This is a genomic window from Puniceibacterium antarcticum (genome assembly GCF_002760615.1).
GTDB classification, from domain to species: Bacteria; Pseudomonadota; Alphaproteobacteria; order Rhodobacterales; family Rhodobacteraceae; genus Puniceibacterium; species Puniceibacterium antarcticum.
This window is the reverse complement of the sequence record NZ_AWWI01000040.1, coordinates 1-18,702: the sequence shown is the minus strand read 5'-3', so window position 1 is coordinate 18,702 and position 18,702 is coordinate 1. Positions and strand designations below refer to the sequence as shown.

Annotated in this window: 17 protein-coding genes; 12 read left to right on the top strand and 5 right to left on the bottom strand. The window is 64.1% G+C overall.

What is annotated here, in order from left to right; genetic code table 11:
- The first annotated feature begins 41 nt into the window (after positions 1-41).
- From ccoN to ccoS, 8 genes are all read left to right on the top strand, one after another.
- Complete coding sequence (gene ccoN / locus P775_RS04235; protein WP_099909789.1) at positions 42-1,643, top strand: cytochrome-c oxidase, cbb3-type subunit I; 1,602 nt, start codon at positions 42-44, stop codon at positions 1,641-1,643.
- Positions 1,643-2,392, top strand: a complete 750-nt coding sequence (gene ccoO, locus P775_RS04230; RefSeq protein ID WP_425439882.1) for a cytochrome-c oxidase, cbb3-type subunit II — start codon at positions 1,643-1,645, stop codon at positions 2,390-2,392. The genes ccoN and ccoO overlap by 1 nt, the downstream gene beginning before the upstream one ends.
- A 19-nt stretch (positions 2,393-2,411) precedes the next feature.
- Positions 2,412-2,636, top strand: a complete 225-nt coding sequence (locus P775_RS04225; RefSeq protein ID WP_099909788.1) for a cbb3-type cytochrome c oxidase subunit 3 — start codon at positions 2,412-2,414, stop codon at positions 2,634-2,636.
- Positions 2,623-3,489 carry a cytochrome-c oxidase, cbb3-type subunit III gene (ccoP, locus tag P775_RS04220; protein ID WP_099909826.1) on the top strand — a complete coding sequence of 289 codons (867 nt, stop codon included), beginning with the start codon at positions 2,623-2,625 and terminating at the stop codon, positions 3,487-3,489. The genes P775_RS04225 and ccoP overlap by 14 nt, the downstream gene beginning before the upstream one ends.
- A 196-nt stretch (positions 3,490-3,685) precedes the next feature.
- Positions 3,686-5,218 (top strand): cytochrome c oxidase accessory protein CcoG, encoded by a 1,533-nt coding sequence (gene ccoG / locus P775_RS04215; protein WP_099909825.1) that lies wholly within the window; start codon positions 3,686-3,688, stop codon positions 5,216-5,218.
- Positions 5,215-5,676 carry a FixH family protein gene (locus P775_RS04210; RefSeq protein WP_099909787.1) on the top strand — a complete coding sequence of 154 codons (462 nt, stop codon included), beginning with the start codon at positions 5,215-5,217 and terminating at the stop codon, positions 5,674-5,676. Before ccoG ends, P775_RS04210 begins: the two co-directional genes overlap by 4 nt.
- Entirely contained in the window at positions 5,673-7,826 is a 2,154-nt protein-coding gene (locus P775_RS04205; protein ID WP_099909786.1) for a heavy metal translocating P-type ATPase, read from the top strand. Before P775_RS04210 ends, P775_RS04205 begins: the two co-directional genes overlap by 4 nt.
- A complete protein-coding gene (gene ccoS / locus P775_RS04200; protein WP_099909785.1) occupies positions 7,823-7,981 on the top strand; it encodes a cbb3-type cytochrome oxidase assembly protein CcoS in 159 nt (52 codons plus the stop codon). Before P775_RS04205 ends, ccoS begins: the two co-directional genes overlap by 4 nt.
- Before the next feature lie 90 nt (positions 7,982-8,071).
- On the opposite strand, the gene P775_RS04195 is transcribed toward ccoS, so the two are convergent.
- Positions 8,072-8,680 (bottom strand): enoyl-CoA hydratase/isomerase family protein, encoded by a 609-nt coding sequence (locus tag P775_RS04195; protein ID WP_099909784.1) that lies wholly within the window; start codon positions 8,678-8,680, stop codon positions 8,072-8,074.
- Positions 8,677-9,426: an SDR family oxidoreductase gene (locus P775_RS04190; protein ID WP_099909783.1), complete on the bottom strand. Its 750-nt coding sequence runs from the start codon at positions 9,424-9,426 to the stop codon at positions 8,677-8,679. The genes P775_RS04195 and P775_RS04190 overlap by 4 nt, the downstream gene beginning before the upstream one ends.
- A 126-nt stretch (positions 9,427-9,552) precedes the next feature.
- Between P775_RS04190 and P775_RS04185 the strand changes: the two genes are divergently transcribed.
- Entirely contained in the window at positions 9,553-11,079 is a 1,527-nt protein-coding gene (locus tag P775_RS04185; RefSeq protein ID WP_099909782.1) for a DUF2125 domain-containing protein, read from the top strand.
- A 385-nt stretch (positions 11,080-11,464) separates the two neighbouring features.
- Here P775_RS04185 and P775_RS04180 read toward each other — a convergent pair whose 3' ends face one another.
- Positions 11,465-12,730: a UbiH/UbiF/VisC/COQ6 family ubiquinone biosynthesis hydroxylase gene (locus tag P775_RS04180; protein ID WP_099909824.1), complete on the bottom strand. Its 1,266-nt coding sequence runs from the start codon at positions 12,728-12,730 to the stop codon at positions 11,465-11,467.
- Positions 12,731-12,782: 52 nt separating this feature from the next.
- Here P775_RS04180 and P775_RS04175 point away from each other — a divergent pair, with 52 nt between their 5' ends.
- A complete protein-coding gene (locus tag P775_RS04175) occupies positions 12,783-14,114 on the top strand; it encodes an amidase (RefSeq protein ID WP_099909781.1) in 1,332 nt (443 codons plus the stop codon).
- A gap of 83 nt (positions 14,115-14,197) precedes the next feature.
- Here the strand turns inward: P775_RS04175 and P775_RS04170 are convergent, their stop codons facing one another.
- Positions 14,198-15,442, bottom strand: coding sequence for a multidrug effflux MFS transporter (locus P775_RS04170; RefSeq protein ID WP_245875561.1), 1,245 nt, complete (start codon positions 15,440-15,442; stop codon positions 14,198-14,200).
- A complete protein-coding gene (locus P775_RS04165; RefSeq protein WP_099909780.1) occupies positions 15,439-15,918 on the bottom strand; it encodes a MarR family winged helix-turn-helix transcriptional regulator in 480 nt (159 codons plus the stop codon). Before P775_RS04165 ends, P775_RS04170 begins: the two co-directional genes overlap by 4 nt.
- A gap of 370 nt (positions 15,919-16,288) precedes the next feature.
- Here P775_RS04165 and P775_RS04160 point away from each other — a divergent pair, with 370 nt between their 5' ends.
- Both P775_RS04160 and P775_RS04155 read left to right on the top strand, forming a co-directional pair.
- Positions 16,289-17,470 carry an aminotransferase class I/II-fold pyridoxal phosphate-dependent enzyme gene (locus tag P775_RS04160; protein ID WP_099909779.1) on the top strand — a complete coding sequence of 394 codons (1,182 nt, stop codon included), beginning with the start codon at positions 16,289-16,291 and terminating at the stop codon, positions 17,468-17,470.
- A 46-nt stretch (positions 17,471-17,516) separates the two neighbouring features.
- On the top strand, positions 17,517-18,702 hold a 1,186-nt coding region (locus P775_RS04155; protein ID WP_180287316.1), incomplete at its 3' end, for a DNA translocase FtsK 4TM domain-containing protein.

Below are 18,702 nucleotides of genomic sequence, written 5' to 3'. Positions count from 1 at the left end.
TTTTGTCAGGCGGCCGAGATAACCATTTGGGGACAGTTGACATGGATTACCTAAAGCTTGCCATGTTCGCGGTAATCGCGCTGTTGGCGGCGATCGCGGCCAATTTCGGGCATGATCTGGCCTATTCGGTCCATGCGATCATCATCATGCTGATCGCCGGGGGCATGTTCCTCTGGCAGCTGCGGCAGATCGACGAAGAAAAACCAGTTGTGGACACCAGCGGCTATATGGACGGACCCGTGCGGTTCGGCGTGGTGGCGACCGCCTTCTGGGGCGTGACCGGGTTTCTGGTGGGCGTGTTCATCGCGCTTCAGTTGGCCTTTCCGGTTCTGAACTTTGACTGGTCCGAAGGTTATATGAACTTTGGCCGTCTGCGTCCGTTGCACACCTCTGCGGTGATCTTTGCCTTTGGCGGCAACGCGCTGATTGCCACGTCGTTCTATGTGGTGCAGCGCACCTCAGCCGCGCGGCTCTGGGGTGGGAACCTCGCATGGTTCGTGTTCTGGGGCTATCAGCTGTTCATCGTGCTGGCCGCAACGGGCTATCTGCTTGGTTCGACCCAGTCCAAGGAATATGCCGAACCCGAATGGTATATCGACATCTGGCTGACCATTGTCTGGCTATGCTACCTTGCCGTGTTTGTCGGCACGATCCTGAAACGCCGCGAGCCGCACATCTATGTGGCCAACTGGTTCTACCTGGCTTTCATCATCACCGTGGCAATGCTGCACGTGGTCAACAACCTTTCGGTCCCCGTGTCGATCTTCGGCTCCAAATCCGTGCAGGTCTTTTCCGGCGTGCAGGATGCCATGGTGCAGTGGTGGTACGGGCACAATGCCGTCGGCTTTTTCCTGACCGCTGGTTTCCTCGGGATGATGTACTATTTTGTGCCGAAACAGGCAGGACGCCCGATCTATTCCTACAAGCTGTCGATCATCCACTTCTGGGCGCTGATCTTCCTTTATATCTGGGCCGGTCCGCACCACCTGCATTACACCGCGCTGCCTGACTGGGCCGGTACGCTGGGCATGGTGTTCTCGATCGTGCTGTGGATGCCAAGCTGGGGCGGGATGATCAACGGCCTCATGACGCTGGAAGGTGCCTGGGACAAGATCCGCACCGACCCGATCATCCGTATGTTCGTGGCCTCGCTTGCCTTCTACGGCATGTCCACCTTCGAAGGTCCGATGATGTCAATCCGCGCGGTCAACTCTCTGAGCCACTATACCGACTGGACCATTGGTCACGTGCATTCCGGCGCGCTTGGCTGGAATGGGCTGATCACCTTTGGCTGCCTTTACTTCCTGACGCCCAAGCTTTGGGGTCGCGAACGGATGTATTCGATCTCGGCAATCAACTGGCACTTCTGGCTCGCGACAATCGGCATCGTTCTCTATGCCTCGTCCATGTGGGTGACCGGCATCATGGAAGGCCTGATGTGGCGTGAAGTCGATGCCAACGGGTTCCTCGTGAATTCCTTTGCCGACACAGTTGCCGCCAAGTTCCCGATGTATGTGGTTCGTGCCGCGGGTGGGGGTCTCTATCTCATCGGTGGGCTGATCATGGTGTGGAACATGTGGATGACCGTCCGCAAAGCGCCTGCCCATCTGGGTGCCCCCAACAACGCCATTCCCGCGGAGTAATGACGATGAGCGAGACACAAAAACCAACATGGCTGGACCGGCACAGCAAGATCGAGCGCAATGCGACCCTGCTGATGGTGTTTTCCTTCCTAGTGGTGACCATTGGCGGGATTGTCGAAATCGCACCACTGTTCTGGCTGGAGAACACGATTGAAGAGGTGGAGGGCGTGCGCCCTTACTCTCCGCTCGAACTGGCCGGGCGCGACATCTATGTGCGCGAAGGCTGCTATGTCTGCCACAGCCAGATGATACGGCCCATGCGGGATGAAAACGAACGCTATGGCCATTACTCGCTGGCGGCAGAGTCGATGTATGACCATCCGTTCCAGTGGGGCAGCAAACGCACAGGGCCGGATCTGGCCCGGGTTGGCGGGCGCTATTCAGATGACTGGCACGTGGCGCATTTGTCGAACCCGCAATCGCTGGTCCCCGAAAGTGTGATGCCGAAATACGATTATCTCACCCGGACACGCTTTGAACCTGAAACCTTGACCGCGCTGATGAAAACGCACCGCTTTGTCGGTGTGCCCTACACGGATGAGATGATCGAAAACGCGGTGGCGGATGCCAATGTGCAGGTAAACCCGGACGGGGATTACGACGGCCTGCTGGAACGCTATCCCGGCGCCCAGGTGCGCAGTTTCGACGGGCAGCCTGGCATTTCCGAAATGGACGCGCTGGTCGCCTATTTGCAGATGCTCGGTACGCTGGTCGATTTCTCGACCTTCCAGCCTGATGCAAGCCGCTGAGGCACAAAGGAGATTTCTGATGGAAACCTATTCTATCTTTCGCCAGATCGCCGACAGCTGGGTGCTGCTTGCCATGTTCGTGTTTTTCGTCAGCTGTATCTTCTGGGTCTATCGCCCCGGGGCACGGACGCAATACGCCGAGGCCGCAGGGTCAATCTTCAACGAGGACAAGGTAACCTGCACAAAGAACTGTGCCACCTGTGCCTGTAAAACCAGTTTGGATGTGCCCCATGACAACGCATAAGGATGACAAGGACATCGGCACCACCGGCCACAGCTGGGATGGTATCGAAGAGCTGAACAACCCGCTGCCGCGCTGGTGGCTCTGGACGCTTTACGGCTGCATCGTCTGGGCCGTGGTCTACACGATCCTATATCCGGCCTGGCCCATGGTCAGTGGGGCGACGTCTGGCGTGCTGGGCTGGTCCACCCGAGGGGCTGTGGCCGAAGAGATCGCTGCGGTGGATGAGGCTCAATCGGGTTTGCGCGCTGAGCTTGAGGCGACCGACCTCAACACGCTGGCCGCGAATGAACCGTTGCACCGCTTTGCGGTTCAGGCCGGGGGATCTCTGTTCGCCAACAACTGCGCGCAGTGTCATGGCGCAGGGGCCGCGGGGGCCAAGGGCTATCCCAACCTGCTGGATGATGACTGGCTTTGGGGTGGGCAGATCGAACAGGTTGCCTACACGATCCGCCACGGCATTCGCAACGAAGACGATCCCGATGCCCGATACAGCCAGATGCCCGCTTTTGGCGAGATCCTGACCCGACCGGAGATCGACACGCTGGTGGCGCATGTACAGTCCTTGTCCAGCGGGGCCGATCCGCTGGCCGGCGCAGGAGGAGAGATGTTTTCCGCCAATTGTGTCGCTTGCCATGGCGAAGATGCCAAGGGCAACCGTGACATGGGTGCGCCCAACCTGACGGATGCGATCTGGCTTTATGGCAGCGATACGGCCACGCTGACCACGACGATCAGCAAGGCCCGTTTCGGTGTCATGCCCGCCTGGGGCCTGCGGCTGGACGAGGCAGAAGTACGCGCGCTGGCGGCTTATGTGCACCAGCTGGGCGGTGGCGAGGCGACCACGGAGGAGTAAGCCCCCACCGAGAGCGCGACAGAGGAAAGAGGCTGGCCGGTGGGCGGTTTGCCGCTTTCCCGAAACTCTAAGGCGGCGTAAGACGCACGCTGTCCAGTCCCGAACCACCACTGAAATTCCGGCCGCTTTGACCAAGGTCAATGGCGGTCGGCGCTGCATGGGGCACAAGGCAGCAGAACTCTATGGGAATCGCACCATGACCAACCCGACTCAATCGTTGTATGCCGCCCGTCTGCCGATCTTTCCGCGGCGGGTGTCCGGCTATTTCCGCCGCCTGAAATGGGCGCTGATGCTGGTGACGCTGGGCATCTATTACCTGACGCCCTGGCTGCGCTGGGAACGGGGACCGGACATGCCGGATCAGGCGGTTCTGATCGATCTGGCCAACCGCCGCTTTTATTTCTTCATGATCGAAATCTGGCCACACGAATTCTATTTCGTCGCCGGGATGCTGGTCATGGCCGGCCTTGCGCTGTTCCTGTTCACTGCTGCCCTGGGCCGGGTCTGGTGCGGCTATGCCTGCCCGCAGACGGTCTGGACCGATCTTTTCATCCTGGTCGAACGCTGGATCGAGGGGGACCGCAACGCCCGTGTCCGTCTGCATGAGGCGCCGTGGAGCCTGCATAAATGGCGGCTGCGGATCAGCAAATGGGTGGTCTGGCTGATCATTGGCCTGCTGACTGGCGGGGCTTGGGTGTTCTATTTCACCGACGCGCCGACCCTGCTGCGGGATCTTGCGAGTTTCAGCGCGCCCCCAGTCGCCTATATGACCATTGCCATCCTGACCGCGACGACCTTTGTCTTTGGCGGGTTCATGCGCGAACAGGTCTGCATCTATATGTGCCCCTGGCCGCGTATTCAGGCCGCGATGATGGACGAGGACACGCTAACCGTCGCCTATCGCGACTGGCGCGGAGAGCCGCGTGGCAAGGGCCTGCGCCGCCGGGCTGCTGCTGAGGCGGCAGAGGCGTCGATCCGGGCGGCCGGGCCGCAGATCGGACCGCGTTCACCGGTGATTCCGATGCCGGGTCGGCCTGCAATGCCGAGCGCGCCGGTACTGACCGAGCACAAGGGCGACTGCATTGATTGCAACGCCTGCGTCAACGTCTGCCCGATGGGCATCGACATCCGCGACGGGCAGCAGATGGCCTGCATCACCTGTGCCCTGTGCATCGACGCCTGTGACGAGGTGATGGAAAAGACCGGCCAGCCACGCGGGTTGATCGACTATATCGCCCTGTCGGACGCCCCTAAAGAAGCTGCCGGAGATCAACCGAAATCGGTTTGGCGGCATGTTCTGCGGGCCCGTAATCTGATCTATGCGGGCCTCTGGTCGGGCATAGGCATCGCGCTGATCTTTGCGCTTTTCCTGCGCCCTGATGTCGAGATGACCGTCGCGCCGATCCGCAACCCCACCCATGTGGTGCTGGCCGATGGCACGATCCGCAACGCCTATGATGTGCGCGTGCGCAACAAGCAGGGCACAGAGCAGATCTTTCATGTGTCGCTGGACCACGCCGATCTGATCATCACGGTCGAAGGCAGCACCAGCGACAAGATAGCCATTCCGGCCGACAGTCAGGGACAGGCGCGTGTCTATGTGGACGCACCGGCAGGATCGCACCTTGCAACACATGCGCGCAGTGATCTGCGGCTTTGGGTCACGGACCAGGAAACGGGCGAACGCGCGGCGGTGGACACCAACTTTACCGGAAAGGATGACGAATGACCGGACTGACTGAAGGCCGCCCGCTGACAGGGTGGCATGTGCTGGCGATGTTCGTTGGCGGCTTTGGCATCATCATCGCGGTCAACCTGACCCTTGCCTATAATGCGGTGCGCACCTTCCCGGGCCTCGAAGTGCCCAACAGCTATGTGGCGAGCCAGTCCTTCGATGCCCGTCGCAACGCGCAAGAGGCGCTGGGGTGGCGCGCTTCAGCCGAGTATCGCGACGGGCATCTGCACGTGACGATCACCGATCGTGCGGGCCAGCTGCAACGTCCAGAGGATCTGACCGTGACCGTCGGTCGCCCGACGGAATCGGCCGAGGATATTTCGCCGCATTTCGACACTGCGCAAAGTGCTGCGCTGGATCTGGCGCCGGGCCTGTGGCGGGTCGATGTGCTGGGCCACGCGACTGACGGCACCCTGTTTGAGCAGCATCTGATCGTGAGTGTCGCCAAATGACCATGGCCTGCCCGGGATGTCTGGCGGCGCCCGATGCGCGGGACAGCGTGCCGGTGGCGAGCGATATCACCCTGCACCTGCCCGATATCCACTGTGCGGTCTGCATCGCCTCGGTTGAGGATGGCCTGGGCGCGTTGCACGGGGTCAAGGATGTGCGGGTGAACCTGACCCAGAAACGCGCCTATGTCTCGGCCCTGCCAGATGTGGACGCGGATACGCTGATCGACGCGCTGGCGCGGCTGGGACATCGTGCGCAGATGCTGGACACCGGCCCGCTGGCGGGGCAGAGCGCGGTGGGGCAGGATCTGCTTATTCGGATCGGCGTTGCGGGCTTTGCCATGATGAATGTCATGCTGCTGTCGGTGGCGGTGTGGTCGGGGGCGGCGGATGCGACGCGGGAGGTGTTTCACTTGATTTCGGCGGCGATTGCCTTGCCAGCGGTGGTGTTTGCGGCGCGACCATTTTTCGCCTCGGCGTTTCGGGCGCTGTCCGTCGGGCGGCTGAACATGGATGTGCCGATTGCGCTGGCCATCGGGCTGTCGGCGGCGGTGTCGCTGGCCGGGGCCTTGGGCCTGTCAGAACGTGCCAGCTGGTTCGATGCGGCGCTGGCGCTGACCTTTTTCCTGCTGGTGGGTCGCTATTTGGACCACCTGGGGCGACATGCGGCGAAATCGGCGGCGGCGGATCTGGCGGCGCTTGCCTCGCCGCAGGCGGTGCTGGTGCGGGGCGATCTGGACCATGTGGTGCGGGCGGATGCGCTGGTGCCCGGCGATGTGATCCGCGTCACCCCGGGCAGCCGCGTCCCGGCGGACGGGATCATCCTTGAGGGGCGGACCGAGCTGGATTGCGCCGCCCTGACCGGTGAGACCGCCCCCGATCTGCGCAACGTCGGAGAGCTGGTGGCGGCAGGCGAGATGAACCTGACCGCGCCGCTGCTGGTGCGCTGCACCCGGGCGGGGACGGATACGACGCTGGGCCGGCTGGCTGATCTGATTGCGCAGGCCGAGATGCAGAAGTCGCGTTATGCGGGCCTTGCGGATCGTGCGGCGCGGATCTATGCGCCTGCGGTTCACGTGCTGGGGCTTGCCGCCTTTATCGGCTGGTGGTGGGCTACGGGCGAGGTGGGCCGCGCGCTTGAGGTGGCCATTTCTGTTCTTGTGATCACATGCCCCTGCGCGCTGGGCCTGGCCGTGCCGGCGGTGTCCACGGTGACGACCGCACGGCTGTTCCGTATGGGGCTGCTGGTGAAGTCGCGCACCGCGCTGGAACGCCTGTCCGAGATTGACGAGGTGGTGTTCGACAAGACCGGCACGCTGACCACCGGTGTGCCGGTGTTGGAAAATAGACCGTCGGATCAGGCGCTTGCGCTGGCGGCAGGTCTGGCCAAGGGATCGTCGCATCCGCTGTCACGGGCGATCTGTGCGGCAGCTGTGGCGCATGGGCTGACCCCTGTTGTGGTGCAGGATGCGGTGGAAACGGCGGGCAGCGGCGTTTCTGCGCGCTGCAATGGCGAGGTGTTGCGGCTGGGTCGGCCCGAGTGGGTTGCCCCGCAAGAGGCATCACCGGAGGCGTCCGAAGTGTGGTTGCAGCAGGGGGGCAAGGCGCCAGTGGTCTTTACCTTTGCCGAAAATCTGCGCCCGGATGCGGCGGCCTGCATTGCCGCCTTGCGGGCCGATGGCATCAGCGTTGCGCTGCTTTCGGGTGATGCGCCTGCCGCTGTGGCGCGGATCGCCAAGGCGCTGAATCTGAGCGAGGCGCAGGCGCGTGTGACACCTGAGGGCAAGGCGGCCTGGCTGCAGGCGCGGGCCGATCAGGGGCATAAGGTGCTGATGGTCGGCGACGGATTGAACGACACTGGGGCGCTGGCGGTGGCGCATGCCTCGCTTGCCCCGGCGTCCGCATTGGATGCGGCGCGCACGCTGGCGGATGTGGTTTTACTGGCGGACAGCCTGATGCCGATCCGCGCCGCACTGGCGCAATCGCGCAAGGCACGCAGCCGGATGGGACAGAACATGGGCCTTGCGCTGGCCTATAACGTGGTGTCGGTGCCGCTGGCGATGGCGGGGTTTGCATCGCCCCTGATTGCGGCAATTGCCATGTCGGTTTCGTCGCTGACCGTCTCTGCCAATGCGATGAGGTCCACATCATGAACGTGCTGGTTTTTCTGATTCCGGTGTCGGTGACGCTGGGCCTTTTGGGGCTGGGATGCTTTGTCTGGACCCTGCGTCACCGTCAGTATGACGACCCCGAAGGTGACAAGGCGCGGATTCTGGATGACCGCTGGGACGATGTTCCCCGGCCCTGAGGGGGGCGGGGAAACGGGGCGGATTGCCCGAAAAGGGGCATATGGAACCCGTATGGAGTGCGTATGGAAAGCGTATGGCTGGGATACGGCCTAGCGGATCAGCGCCTTGATCGCCGCCGCATGGTCCGTGGTCGCGCCCATCGTGTCGGCGGCGAGGGTCGCAGCCTCGGTCAGGAGCGTTTCCGGTGGGGTGATGCGGTCGATCAGGCCCCATATCAGCGCCTCTTCGGCCGGGATCTTTTGACCTGCCATCAGGATCAGCTTGGCCCGGGACGGCCCGACCAGTGTGGTCAGGCGCGCGGGGTCTGAGGGCTGTGGCAAAAAGCCGAGTTTCATCACCGGATAGAAGATTTTTGCCGAGGGCACGGCGATGCGCAGATCGCAGGCGAGCACCATGCCAAGCGCGCCACCAGCGGCGGTGCCGTTCAGCGCGGCGATGGTCAGCCCGTTCAGCCGCAGCAGCGCCCCGGAAAGACGTTCCCAGAGGGGTGAGACGGCAAGGCCAGCCCGCGCCGCATCCAGATCAGCGCCGGCGCTGAACACCTTGCCCGCACCGGTCAGGATCAGGGCACGCGCCTCGCGCGCGGATTCGACGATGCGGCACAGCTCCTCCAACATCTCTGGTGTCAGCGAATTGGCCTTGTCCGGACGGTTGATCGTGACCGTCCAGAGCCCGCCGTCCTGTGCGAGGTTGATCATATGAGGCCGACCGTGCGGCGGATATCCTCGTCACGCAGGGAAATCTCATCCCCCAGCCAGTCGTTGGCGGCGTCGGAACACATCCAGAGCAAAGCGCGCGCTGGCCAGTCGGCGGGGATGTGCACATCCCAGTCAAGTTGACTGACCGGGTTGATGCCAGATGCCTTGATTTCGCGCTGCATCTGGGTGGCGACGGTGCCGGGGGAGAGGCCGATGGCGCGGATACCATTTTCACGCTCTTCCTTGTCCAGACAGCGGGTCAGCATGTTCACCGCCGCCTTTGAGGCGCAATAGGCCGACCAGGCCTCGATCGGGCTATGGGCGGCACCGGAGCTGATGGTCAGAACTGTGCCACCGCCACCGGCCTTCATCAGCGGGACTGCGGCGCGCATGCCGTGAAAGACGCCCTTGAGGTTGATGTCGATGGCCTGATCCCAGGCGTCGGGTTCGGCGGCGGTCAGGTGCGCGATGGGGTCGATCACCCCGGCATTGTTGATCAGTACGTCGAGCCGGCCAAAGGCCGTCTGGCAATTTTCGACCGCTTTCGCCAATTCCCAGTAGCGCGAGATGTCGCAGGGAATGGCGACGGCCTTTGGCCCGATTTCGCCCGCGATCTCGGCGATGGCGTCGGCACTGCGCGCCACCAGCGCGATATTGGCCCCGGCGGCGGCGAAAATCCGCGCAGTTTCGGCGCCGATTCCGCGGCTTGCGCCGGTGATCATCACGGTTTTACCTGTCATATCCATGGGCTGCTCCTCTTGCCGTCTCGCAACTTTGGTAAAGGCAGCTTATGTCAGGGTCCAGCCCCTTGACCGGGGATGACCCGTGGCCGACGTTGCGGGGATTGATTTGCGAACGGAGAGGGTCCTTTGATGAACCGCACCACACAGCTTTTGGGCAGCAGTGCCTTTGCCGCACTTCTTATGGCCGCGCCTGCCTGCGCCGATGTGACGCCCCAGCAGGTCTGGGACGATCTTGCGGCCTATCTGGGCAGCACCGGTTTTGACGTTTCGGCAGATGAGACCACTCAGGACGAGACGCTGACCGTCAGTGATGTCCTGCTGAGCATGGATCTGCCCGAAGGAGAGGGCAACATACGTTTTGCCGCGGATCAGATCGTGCTGAGCGATCTTGGCGACGGATCGGTCTCTGTGACCTTTCCTGCGAAAATGCCGATCACGATGGCCCTGACCCCGGCAGAGTCCGAGCCGGTCGATATGGTGGTGGACACCACGCAAACCGGACTGGAGATGATCGTGTCGGGCACGCCCGAGGACATGGTTTATGAGTATTCCGCTGATGTGATGGGCTTTGTGCTGTCGGAACTGGTGGTGGACGGCGCTCCGGTCGGGCGTGATGAGGCCCGGTTCGACATCGCGATGAACACGGTAGAGGGCAAGTCGAGCGTCGCCCTTGGCGAGATGCGCGAGATTGCACAAGAGCTGAGCGTGGCCGAGGTCACCTATGATTTGGCCTTCAACACACCGGATGCCGCCAGCAGCGGCGTGTTTTCGGGGCGCATGGACGATCTGACGTCTGAGGGGACGACGTCGCTGCCGCTGGATCTGAACAGCGAAGATCCGGCGGCGATGTTTGCCGAGGGGCTGGAAGGTGAAGGCACGATCGCGATTGCCGGTGGATCGATGCAGTTCTCTGCGACCGAGGCGGGCAAGACCACCACCGGTGAGTCGAGCAATGGCGAATCGCAGCTGCGCGTTTCCCTGTCGGGTGATGCGGTCAGCTATGAGGGCAGCACGGAGGATCTGGCGCTCGGCATGACCACGCCGGACCTGCCCTTTCCGCTGGCGGTGAACATGGCCGAGAGCAGCTTTAACATGACCATCCCGGTGGCAGCTGCAGACGAACCGCAGGATATGGCCTTTGGTTTGACCTTCGGCGACTTCACCATGTCGGACATGCTGTGGAATCTGTTTGATCCGGCCAAGACGCTGCCGCGCGATCCGGCGACGGTGTCTGTCGATCTGACCGGCACGGTGACGCCATTCGTGGATCTGTTCGACCCCGACGCCATTGCCCTGCGCGAGCAGACCGACGGTGTGCCGGGAGAGCTGAACACGCTGACGCTGAACGATCTGACGGTGGATGCAGTTGGCGCTCAGCTGAAGGGCAGCGGCGATTTCAGCTTTGACAACAGCGACCTTGTGACCTTTGACGGCATGCCTGCGCCCGAGGGAACGCTGGATCTGACCCTGCAGGGCGCCAATGCGCTGATCGACCGGTTGATCGCGATGGGCGTTGTGGCGCAGCAGGACGCCATGGGCGCGCGTATGATGATGAGCATGTTCTCGGTTCCCGGCAGTGGTGAGGACAGCCTGAAGTCGAAGATCGAGGTCAAGAGCAACGGCCAGATCCTGGCGAACGGTCAGCGCATCAAGTGATGCGGCTCTAAAGCGTGCCGCCTTAATCTTTCATCACCTGTTCGTGGCATGTCGGCTGCGCCTGTAACGCGAAAAGCGATGAGGTGCTTCAGGTGAAAGGCGGGACGCCCTAATGGATCCTGCGGCGCGCGCCTGCCGCGCGCACAGACCTCTCGACAGCGGGCCGTGCGGCCCGCTGCCTCGGTGAGCTTTGCAGATGTGACAAGCTGCTGTGACGGATCAAGAGGCTGCAGGGGGGCAGAAGCCCCTGTTTCATCTGCCCCAAAATATCCCGGGGGAGTCGCCCGTATGGGCGACGGGGGCAGCGCCCCCTTTGATCGGCGCATCCAAGAAGAACCGCCCGGTGATTGGAAAGCCGGGGATCGCAACTGCGGGACCCCGCAGCCTAGCGGCGCATGAGGTCGGGCAGGTCGCCCGACAGTCCTGCTGCCTCGCGCATGAAGCCGCGGCGCAGGTCGGGGGCGGCATTGACCATCTTCATCCCCAGATCGCGCAATCCGCGCAGAATGGGATTGTCATTGGAAAACAGTCTGTTGAACACATCCGTCGCCAGCGCCAGCGTGGCCGTGTCGAACCGGCGCCATTCGGCGTAGCGGTCCAGCACCTGCGGGCTGGCGAAATCCTCGCCGCGCTGGATGGCATGTGTGATCACATGCGCCAGCGCCGCGATGTCACGCAGCCCGGCGTTCAGGCCCTGACCCGCGATGGGGTGCATGCCGTGGGCGGCGTCGCCGACCAGCACCAGACGCGGCGCGGTCAGCGCATTGGCCAGCGTCAGGCCCAGCGGATAGGTGTAGCGCGCGCCCGCAAGGCTGATCTGTCCCAGAAAGTCGCCGAAGCGGGGGCGCAGGACCTTGAGGTAATCCTCGTCCGACAGGGCGGTGATGCGCCGGGCCATGTCGGCGGTTTCGGTCCAGACGATCGAGCTGCGGTTTTCGGTGAGCGGCAGGATCGCCAGCGGACCGGGGGGCAGAAACAGCTGGTGGGCAATGCCATGGTGCGGCTTTTCATGGGCGATGGCGCAGACGAGGGCGTTCTGGCGATAAGTCCAGCCGGTGCGGCGTATGCCGGCGCGGGTTGCCGTGCCGCTTTGGCGGCCATCGGCGCCGATCAGCAGGCGGGCGCGCAGGATCTCTCCATCGCTGAGGGTGACGGAGGCGCCGGTGGCATCGGCGTTCTGGGCCACCACGGTTGCGCCGGTGCGGTGGGTGATGCCGTCGGTTTCGGTCAGTGCGCTCAGCAGGGACGCGCGCAGGTGGCGGTCTTCGACCATGTAGCCCATGGGGCCGTCGCCCATTTCGGCGGCGTCGAACGACAGCCCGAGGAATGCGGCACTGTCGCCGACGCGGCTGTCGCTGACCTTGATCTGCAACATCGGCTGGGCGTGGTGTTCGAGCGCGGTCCAGAGCCCGAGGGCGGCCAGCATCCGCTGCGAGGTGAGGGCAAGGGCGTAGGAGCGCCCATCAAAGGCCGGATCGGACTGAACGCCGCCTGCCAGTGTGTCGATCACGGTGACGCTGAGGCCGGTCTGTGCGGCAGCGAGCGCCATGCAGGCGCCGTTGAGGCCGCCCCCGATGACAAGGATGTCGCTGTGATATGTCATGTCTGTGCTCATGCCCTGCAATATGGCCGTGCGGGCGGGATTGTCCATGCGCCGCACTGCCGCTACCGTCAGGTGAAACACGGAAATCAGGAGTGACGGCATGATGGGTTGGACGTCTTGGAGCGCATCGGATCTGGGGCGCGGCATCGGGCGGGGCGAGATTGACCCCGAGGCGCTGGCGCAGGTGTTTCTGGACGCGATTGCGGCGCATCCCGACAGGGACCGGATTTATGCGCGGGTGACGCCCGAGCGGGCCTTGGCCGAGGCGCGGGCCGCTGGTCTGCGCGCCAAGGTGGGGCGGCGGTTGTCGCTGCTGGACGGGGTGCCGGTCAGCTGGAAGGATCTGTTCGACACGGCAGGTGTTGCGACCGAGGCGGGGTCGGCGTTGTTGAAAGGCCGGGTGCCGGAGCGGGATGCCGACGTGTTGCGCACGGCGTCGGCCATGGGGCTGGTGTGTCTGGGCAAGACGCATATGTCAGAGCTGGCGTTTTCGGGGCTGGGGCTGAACCCGGTCACGGCATCCGCGCCTTGTGTGAATGATCCTGAGGCGGTGTCGGGGGGATCGTCCTCGGGCGCTGCGGCGTCTGTGGCGTTTGGTCTGGCGGCGGCGGCTGTGGGATCGGACACCGGCGGGTCGGTGCGGATTCCAGCGGGGTGGAACGACCTTGTGGGGCTGAAGACCACATCGGGGCTGTTGTCGCTGAGCGGTGTCGTGCCGCTGGCGGCCAAGTTCGACACGGTGGGGCCGCTGACCCGGACGGTTGAGGATTCGGCGCAGATGCTTGCGGCGCTGCTGGGCATTGGTGCGATGGATACGGGTGGTGTGCCCGATCTGCGCGGACGGCGGTTCGGGGCGCTGCAGACCATCGTGATGGAGGATCTGCGCGAGGGGCCTGCGGCGGCCTATGAAGGCGCTTTGGAGCGGTTGCGCGCGGCGGGGGCGGTGATCGAGCCGGTGGAGGCGCCCGAGATTGTGGGGCCGATGGGCGATGCGCCGGTGCTTTATACTGCGGAGGCCTGGGGCACCTGGCGCGATGTGATCGAGGCGCATCCCGAGCGGATGTTTGCGCCGATCCGCGAGCGGTTTGAGGGGGGGCGCGCCTTTTCTGGCGCGGATTACGTGGCGGCCTGGCAACGGCTGGATGCGGCGCGCGCGGTCTGGGCTGGGCATATGGCGGGATATGACGCGGTTCTGTGCCCGACCGCGCCCAACCTGCCGCCCAAGGTCGACCGGCTGATGGAGCAGGGCGAGTATTACGTGACCGAGAACCTGCTGACCCTGCGCAACACCCGGGTGGGCAACCTGATGGGCGGCGCGGCGATGACCCTGCCCACGGGCGTGCCGAGCTGCGGTCTGCAGCTGTTGGGGCAGGTCGGGGGCGAGGCGCAATTGTTGCGGCTGGCGCTGTCGGTCGAAGCGGCGCTGCGCTGATTGTGAGCGGGGGAGGGGGCGCTGCCCCCGTCGCCCTTACGGGCGACTCCCCCGGGATATTTTTGGGCAGATGACGCCGGGGGTCAGCCGCGGGGGGCGGGCATGACGGCGCGGGGTTCCGGTTCTGCCAGATGCGGGTGGCTGCGGTAGACCAGGTAGGCGATGCAGGCGGTGAGCCCCATCAGCGGGATCAGCAAGGCCATGGCCTGCACCGTGTCGCCCATCAATGCGCCGAGCGAGCCAATCAGCAGGCCTGAGCCCATCTGCAAAAAGCCCAGCATCGAGGCGGCGGCGCCGGCCTCGCGCCCGAATGGCGCCAGGGCGGCGGTGGACATGGCGGGCATGATGAAGGCGATGCCCACGGCGTAGATCGCAACGGGGATCATCACATGCAGGAAGCTGAGCGCGCCGAGGGTGAGGGACAGGGTGCCGAGGCTGCCGAGCAGGATGAAGCCGAGGCCAGGGGCCACGAGGTTGTAGGCCGAGGTGCGGGCCATCAGATAGCGCACCGCAAGCGAGCTTGCGAAGAAGAAGCCCGATTGCATGAGCATGCCGAGGCCGAACTGCGCCGGGCTCAGGCCGACCCGGTCCATCAGGATGAAGGGCAGGAAGGTCGCCTGTGCGTAGAGCGCGCCGAGGGCGCCGGACATGACCAGCGCCGTTGCCATGAAATGCCGGTGCCCGAGCAGCATGACATAGGTTCCGGCAAGCTTGCGGATGTTGAGGCGGCTGCGGTCGGGGGTGACGGTTTCGCGCAGGGCGAAGATCGCAACCGAAATGATCCCGAGACCCATGGCAAGCATCACAACGAAGGTCGAACGCCAGCCGAACAGGCCCAGAAGCGCGCCGCCGATGCTGGGCGCCAGTGCCGGGCCGAGCGCGAGGATGATGCCGATCAGGTTCATGATACGGCTGGATTCCTCGCCCTTGAAGAGGTCACGGACCAGGGCGCGGGAGATGGCGACGCCGGCAGAGGCGCCGACGCCCTGCAGGAAGCGGGCGGTCATCAGGGTTTCGATGTCGGGCGCCACGAGGGCCAGCAGGCTGGCGGCGCAGTAGATGCCCATGAAGGCGATGATGATCGGGCGGCGTCCGAGTGCGTCGGACAGCGGGCCTGCGACCAGCTGAGCCAGGGCGAAGCCGCCGAAATAGAGCGTCAGGGTCATCTTGACCGAGGACGGGCTGACCCCGAAGGCCTGCACCAGTTCGGTCATGGCGGGGGTGTAGATCGCCATGGAGACCGGGCCGATGGCGACCAGCAGCGCGCCGATCAGGCTGACGCGGCGTTCGGACATCAGCGGTGTGGTGGAGGAGGCGGGGGCGGTCATGTGCTGTGCTTTCTGTCGGTCCCGGCGCGGGCGCGGCGGTCTGCATCCAGGGTGTCGCGGATCTGGCGGGCGGTCTTGCGAAACTGATCCAGCGTCGCGGCGTCCAGCCCACGGGTGGCGCGGCTGCGCGCACGCACGCCAGCCTGTGCGATTTCGGCGAGGACGGGGGTGGCGGCGTCGGTCAGGCTGACCAGTTTGGCGCGGCGGTCCTCGGGGTCTGGGGCGCGTTCGACAAGGCCGAGGGCTTCGAGTTTGTCGATAAAGGTGCTCAGGCTCATCGGGGACAGGCCAAGGAGGCAGGCGAGCCGGGTCTGCTGCAGCGCGTCACAGCGCGACATATGGGCGAGTACGCGCGCCTCTGACGGGGTGATGTGGATGGCGGCGGCTTCGATCTCTTCCTCGAAGGTGGCGCGCATCAGGCGGGCCAGATCGTTGATCACAAAGCCGAGGGTGTCGGGGTCGATGGCGCGGGGCATGGGGATTTTTCACTAAGGGTACAATATTATAAGGCTGACTTATTATATTGTGGCAAGATTGCAAGGCATATCTTGCACGCGGTTCAAGGCCTTTGATTTCATTTATCTTTGACGTGAATTGCACGAGATCCTGCCGGGGGGTCGCGGCGCGCAAGGGGGCGATTTTGCGAATCCTGCACGGCAGGGGAGGGGAGAGGGGGTGCTGCACACGCGTGCGGCGGGCGTCAAGTTGTCCCGCTATGCCAGAGGGATGCGATTTTCCTGCCACAGGCCGGGATAACCCCCGGCTTTTTCTGGACGAAGGCCGCTGCATTCCGTATCCTGTCGCAAAGCGGGGCACCCATGATCCCGCGTTCAGAGGCAGTTGAATATGTTTCCCGAGCGGTTCTCGAACCTTCCGGCCTATGCGTTTCCGCGCCTGCGGAGCCTTTTGGACGCCCATGCCCCGGGCGGCCCCGTTGCGCATATGACCATTGGCGAGCCTAAGCACGCCTTTCCCGACTGGGTGAGCGGCATCATCGCCGAACACGCCCATGAGTTTGGCAAGTATCCCCCGAACGAGGGCACGCCCGAGTTGCGCGCCGCCATTGCGGCCTGGATCGAGCAGCGTTACGGCGTCACGGTGAACCCGGACACGGATGTGATGCCGGTGAATGGCACGCGCGAGGGGCTGTACAATGCCGCGATGGCGTTGTGCCCTGAGACCAAGCATGGCAAGCAGCCCGTGGTTCTGACCCCGAATCCGTTTTATCAGGTCTACATGGTGGCGGCGATTTCGGTGGGGGCCGAGCCGGTGTTCGTTCCTGCCACGGCTGAAACCGGGCACCTGCCGGATTATGCGGGCCTGCCCGCCGATGTGCTGGAGCGCACCGCGCTGGCCTATATCTGCTCGCCTGCGAATCCGCAGGGGGCGGTGGCTGACCGCGCCTATTGGGAAGCGCTGATCGCGCTGGGCGAAAAGTACGATTTCCAGATCCTGGCCGATGAGTGTTACTGCGAGATCTACCGTGACACGCCGCCTGTGGGCGCGTTGCAGGTGGCGCGCGACATGGGGGCGGACCCTGAACGTGTGGTGATCTTTCATTCGCTGTCAAAGCGGTCGAACCTGCCGGGATTGCGGTCTGGTTTTGTGGCGGGCGGCGCGGAAAGCATTGCGCGCCTGCGTCAGCTGCGGGCCTATTCCGGGGCGCCGCTGCCGCTGCCGCTGCAGCGCGTGGCCGAAAAGGTCTGGGCGGACGAGGCGCATGTGATCGAGAACCGGCGTCTGTATCAGGAAAAGTTCGCCGTGGCGGACCGGATGTTCGGCAATGTGCCGGGCTATCTGCCGCCACAGGGCGGATTTTTCCTGTGGCTGCCGGTCGAGGATGGCGAGGCGGCAGCGCTGAAGCTGTGGCAGGAAACCGGCGTGCGGGTTCTGCCCGGCGCCTATCTGTCGCGCGATACACAGGACGGCAACCCCGGCGCGGGATTCATCCGCGTTGCGATGGTGGCGCCGCTGGAAGATTTGAAGGACGGGCTCGGGCGGCTTCGGGATTGTCTGTATGGCGACTAGTGCCGCAACAAGAGTAAAAAAACCAAAAAAAGAGGCAAAGCAGAACATGGCGTATCATGCACGCGGGCGCGACCCCCTTTTCGACAGCGATATGCAGGCCGCGATTGAAAAGCGCGGTAAGGAACTTGTGGGCCTTCTGCTCGTGGTGCTGGGGATCATGGCGGCGGCGATGATCACGTCCTACACGCCCGATGACCCCAGTTTCATGTCCGCAACGGATGCACCCGTGCAGAACGCGATGGGGCGGATCGGGGCATCAATCGCCGCGCCGCTGTTCATGATCGTGGGCTGGGGCAGCTGGGCGCTGGCGCTGACTCTGCTGGCCTGGGGGGTGCGCATGGTCAGCCACCGGGGCGAAGAGCGCGCTGTGTCCTGTCTGATCTTTGCGCCGATCTGGGTTGCGATCTGTTCGGTCTATGCCGCCGGTCAGCCGGTGGGCGCCGAGTGGAGCCATAATTTTGGTCTGGGCGGCATGTTCGGCGACATGATGATGGGCACGATGCTGAACGTCCTGCCGGTGGGGGCGAGCCTCGGGCTCAAGCTGCTGATGCTGGTACTGGGTGGGGTGATTGTGGCGATGGGCGCCTTTGTCATGGGCTTTACCATGCCCGAGCTGCGCGGCATCACTCGTTTCCTTGCGATGAGCCTGGTGATGGCCTATGCCAATCTGCTGACGCTGCTGGGCCGGAGTGCCAGCGGGGCGGTGCAGGGGGCGCAGGCCATGCAGATGGCGCATGTGGAACGCCGGATCCGCCGCCGCGAGGAAGAGGCCGACACCGTCGCCTGGGCCGCCGCACAGGATGATGTGCCGCAGTATGTGCCCACACCCTCGGTACGCCGCCGAGGCCCGGACATGTACATGCACGACGATTACACGCAGGACGAGGATGTGATGGAGCCGGTTGTGGAAAAGCCGAGCTTTCTGTCGCGCATGCCGCAGCTGATCAAGCGCAATGATCCGGTGCCCGAACCCGAGCTGGCCGAGGTCGAGTCGCCTGAGCTGCAGGAAGAGCCGGGCGACGATCGTATCCGTGCAAAGATCGCCGATGTGATCAAGTCGCGCCTGCGCGCCTCACCCGAGGTGCGCATTGCCGAGGAAATGCCGCTGACCAAGGGGCGCGGGCGCCGTCCCGAGCCGCTGATCGTGTCGCACACGCCGCGCGGCGTGGCGCTGAAGCCGGAACCGCCGATCACCGCCCCCCCGCGCGTGGCACCTGTGGCCGTGGCGGCGG

Bases quoted from the DNA above. Each gene is read 5' to 3' on its own strand.
- ccoN (WP_099909789.1), top strand. From the start codon at position 42: ATGGATTACCTAAAGCTTGCCATGTTCGCGGTAATCGCGCTGTTGGCG.
- ccoO (WP_425439882.1), top strand. From the start codon at position 1,643: ATGACGATGAGCGAGACACAAAAACCAACATGGCTGGACCGGCACAGC.
- P775_RS04225 (WP_099909788.1), top strand. From the start codon at position 2,412: ATGGAAACCTATTCTATCTTTCGCCAGATCGCCGACAGCTGGGTGCTG.
- ccoP (WP_099909826.1), top strand. From the start codon at position 2,623: ATGACAACGCATAAGGATGACAAGGACATCGGCACCACCGGCCACAGC.
- ccoG (WP_099909825.1), top strand. From the start codon at position 3,686: ATGACCAACCCGACTCAATCGTTGTATGCCGCCCGTCTGCCGATCTTT.
- P775_RS04210 (WP_099909787.1), top strand. From the start codon at position 5,215: ATGACCGGACTGACTGAAGGCCGCCCGCTGACAGGGTGGCATGTGCTG.
- P775_RS04205 (WP_099909786.1), top strand. From the start codon at position 5,673: ATGACCATGGCCTGCCCGGGATGTCTGGCGGCGCCCGATGCGCGGGAC.
- ccoS (WP_099909785.1), top strand. From the start codon at position 7,823: ATGAACGTGCTGGTTTTTCTGATTCCGGTGTCGGTGACGCTGGGCCTT.
- P775_RS04195 (WP_099909784.1), bottom strand. From the start codon at position 8,680: ATGATCAACCTCGCACAGGACGGCGGGCTCTGGACGGTCACGATCAAC.
- P775_RS04190 (WP_099909783.1), bottom strand. From the start codon at position 9,426: ATGGATATGACAGGTAAAACCGTGATGATCACCGGCGCAAGCCGCGGA.
- P775_RS04185 (WP_099909782.1), top strand. From the start codon at position 9,553: ATGAACCGCACCACACAGCTTTTGGGCAGCAGTGCCTTTGCCGCACTT.
- P775_RS04180 (WP_099909824.1), bottom strand. From the start codon at position 12,730: ATGGACAATCCCGCCCGCACGGCCATATTGCAGGGCATGAGCACAGAC.
- P775_RS04175 (WP_099909781.1), top strand. From the start codon at position 12,783: ATGATGGGTTGGACGTCTTGGAGCGCATCGGATCTGGGGCGCGGCATC.
- P775_RS04170 (WP_245875561.1), bottom strand. From the start codon at position 15,442: ATGACCGCCCCCGCCTCCTCCACCACACCGCTGATGTCCGAACGCCGC.
- P775_RS04165 (WP_099909780.1), bottom strand. From the start codon at position 15,918: ATGCCCCGCGCCATCGACCCCGACACCCTCGGCTTTGTGATCAACGAT.
- P775_RS04160 (WP_099909779.1), top strand. From the start codon at position 16,289: ATGTTTCCCGAGCGGTTCTCGAACCTTCCGGCCTATGCGTTTCCGCGC.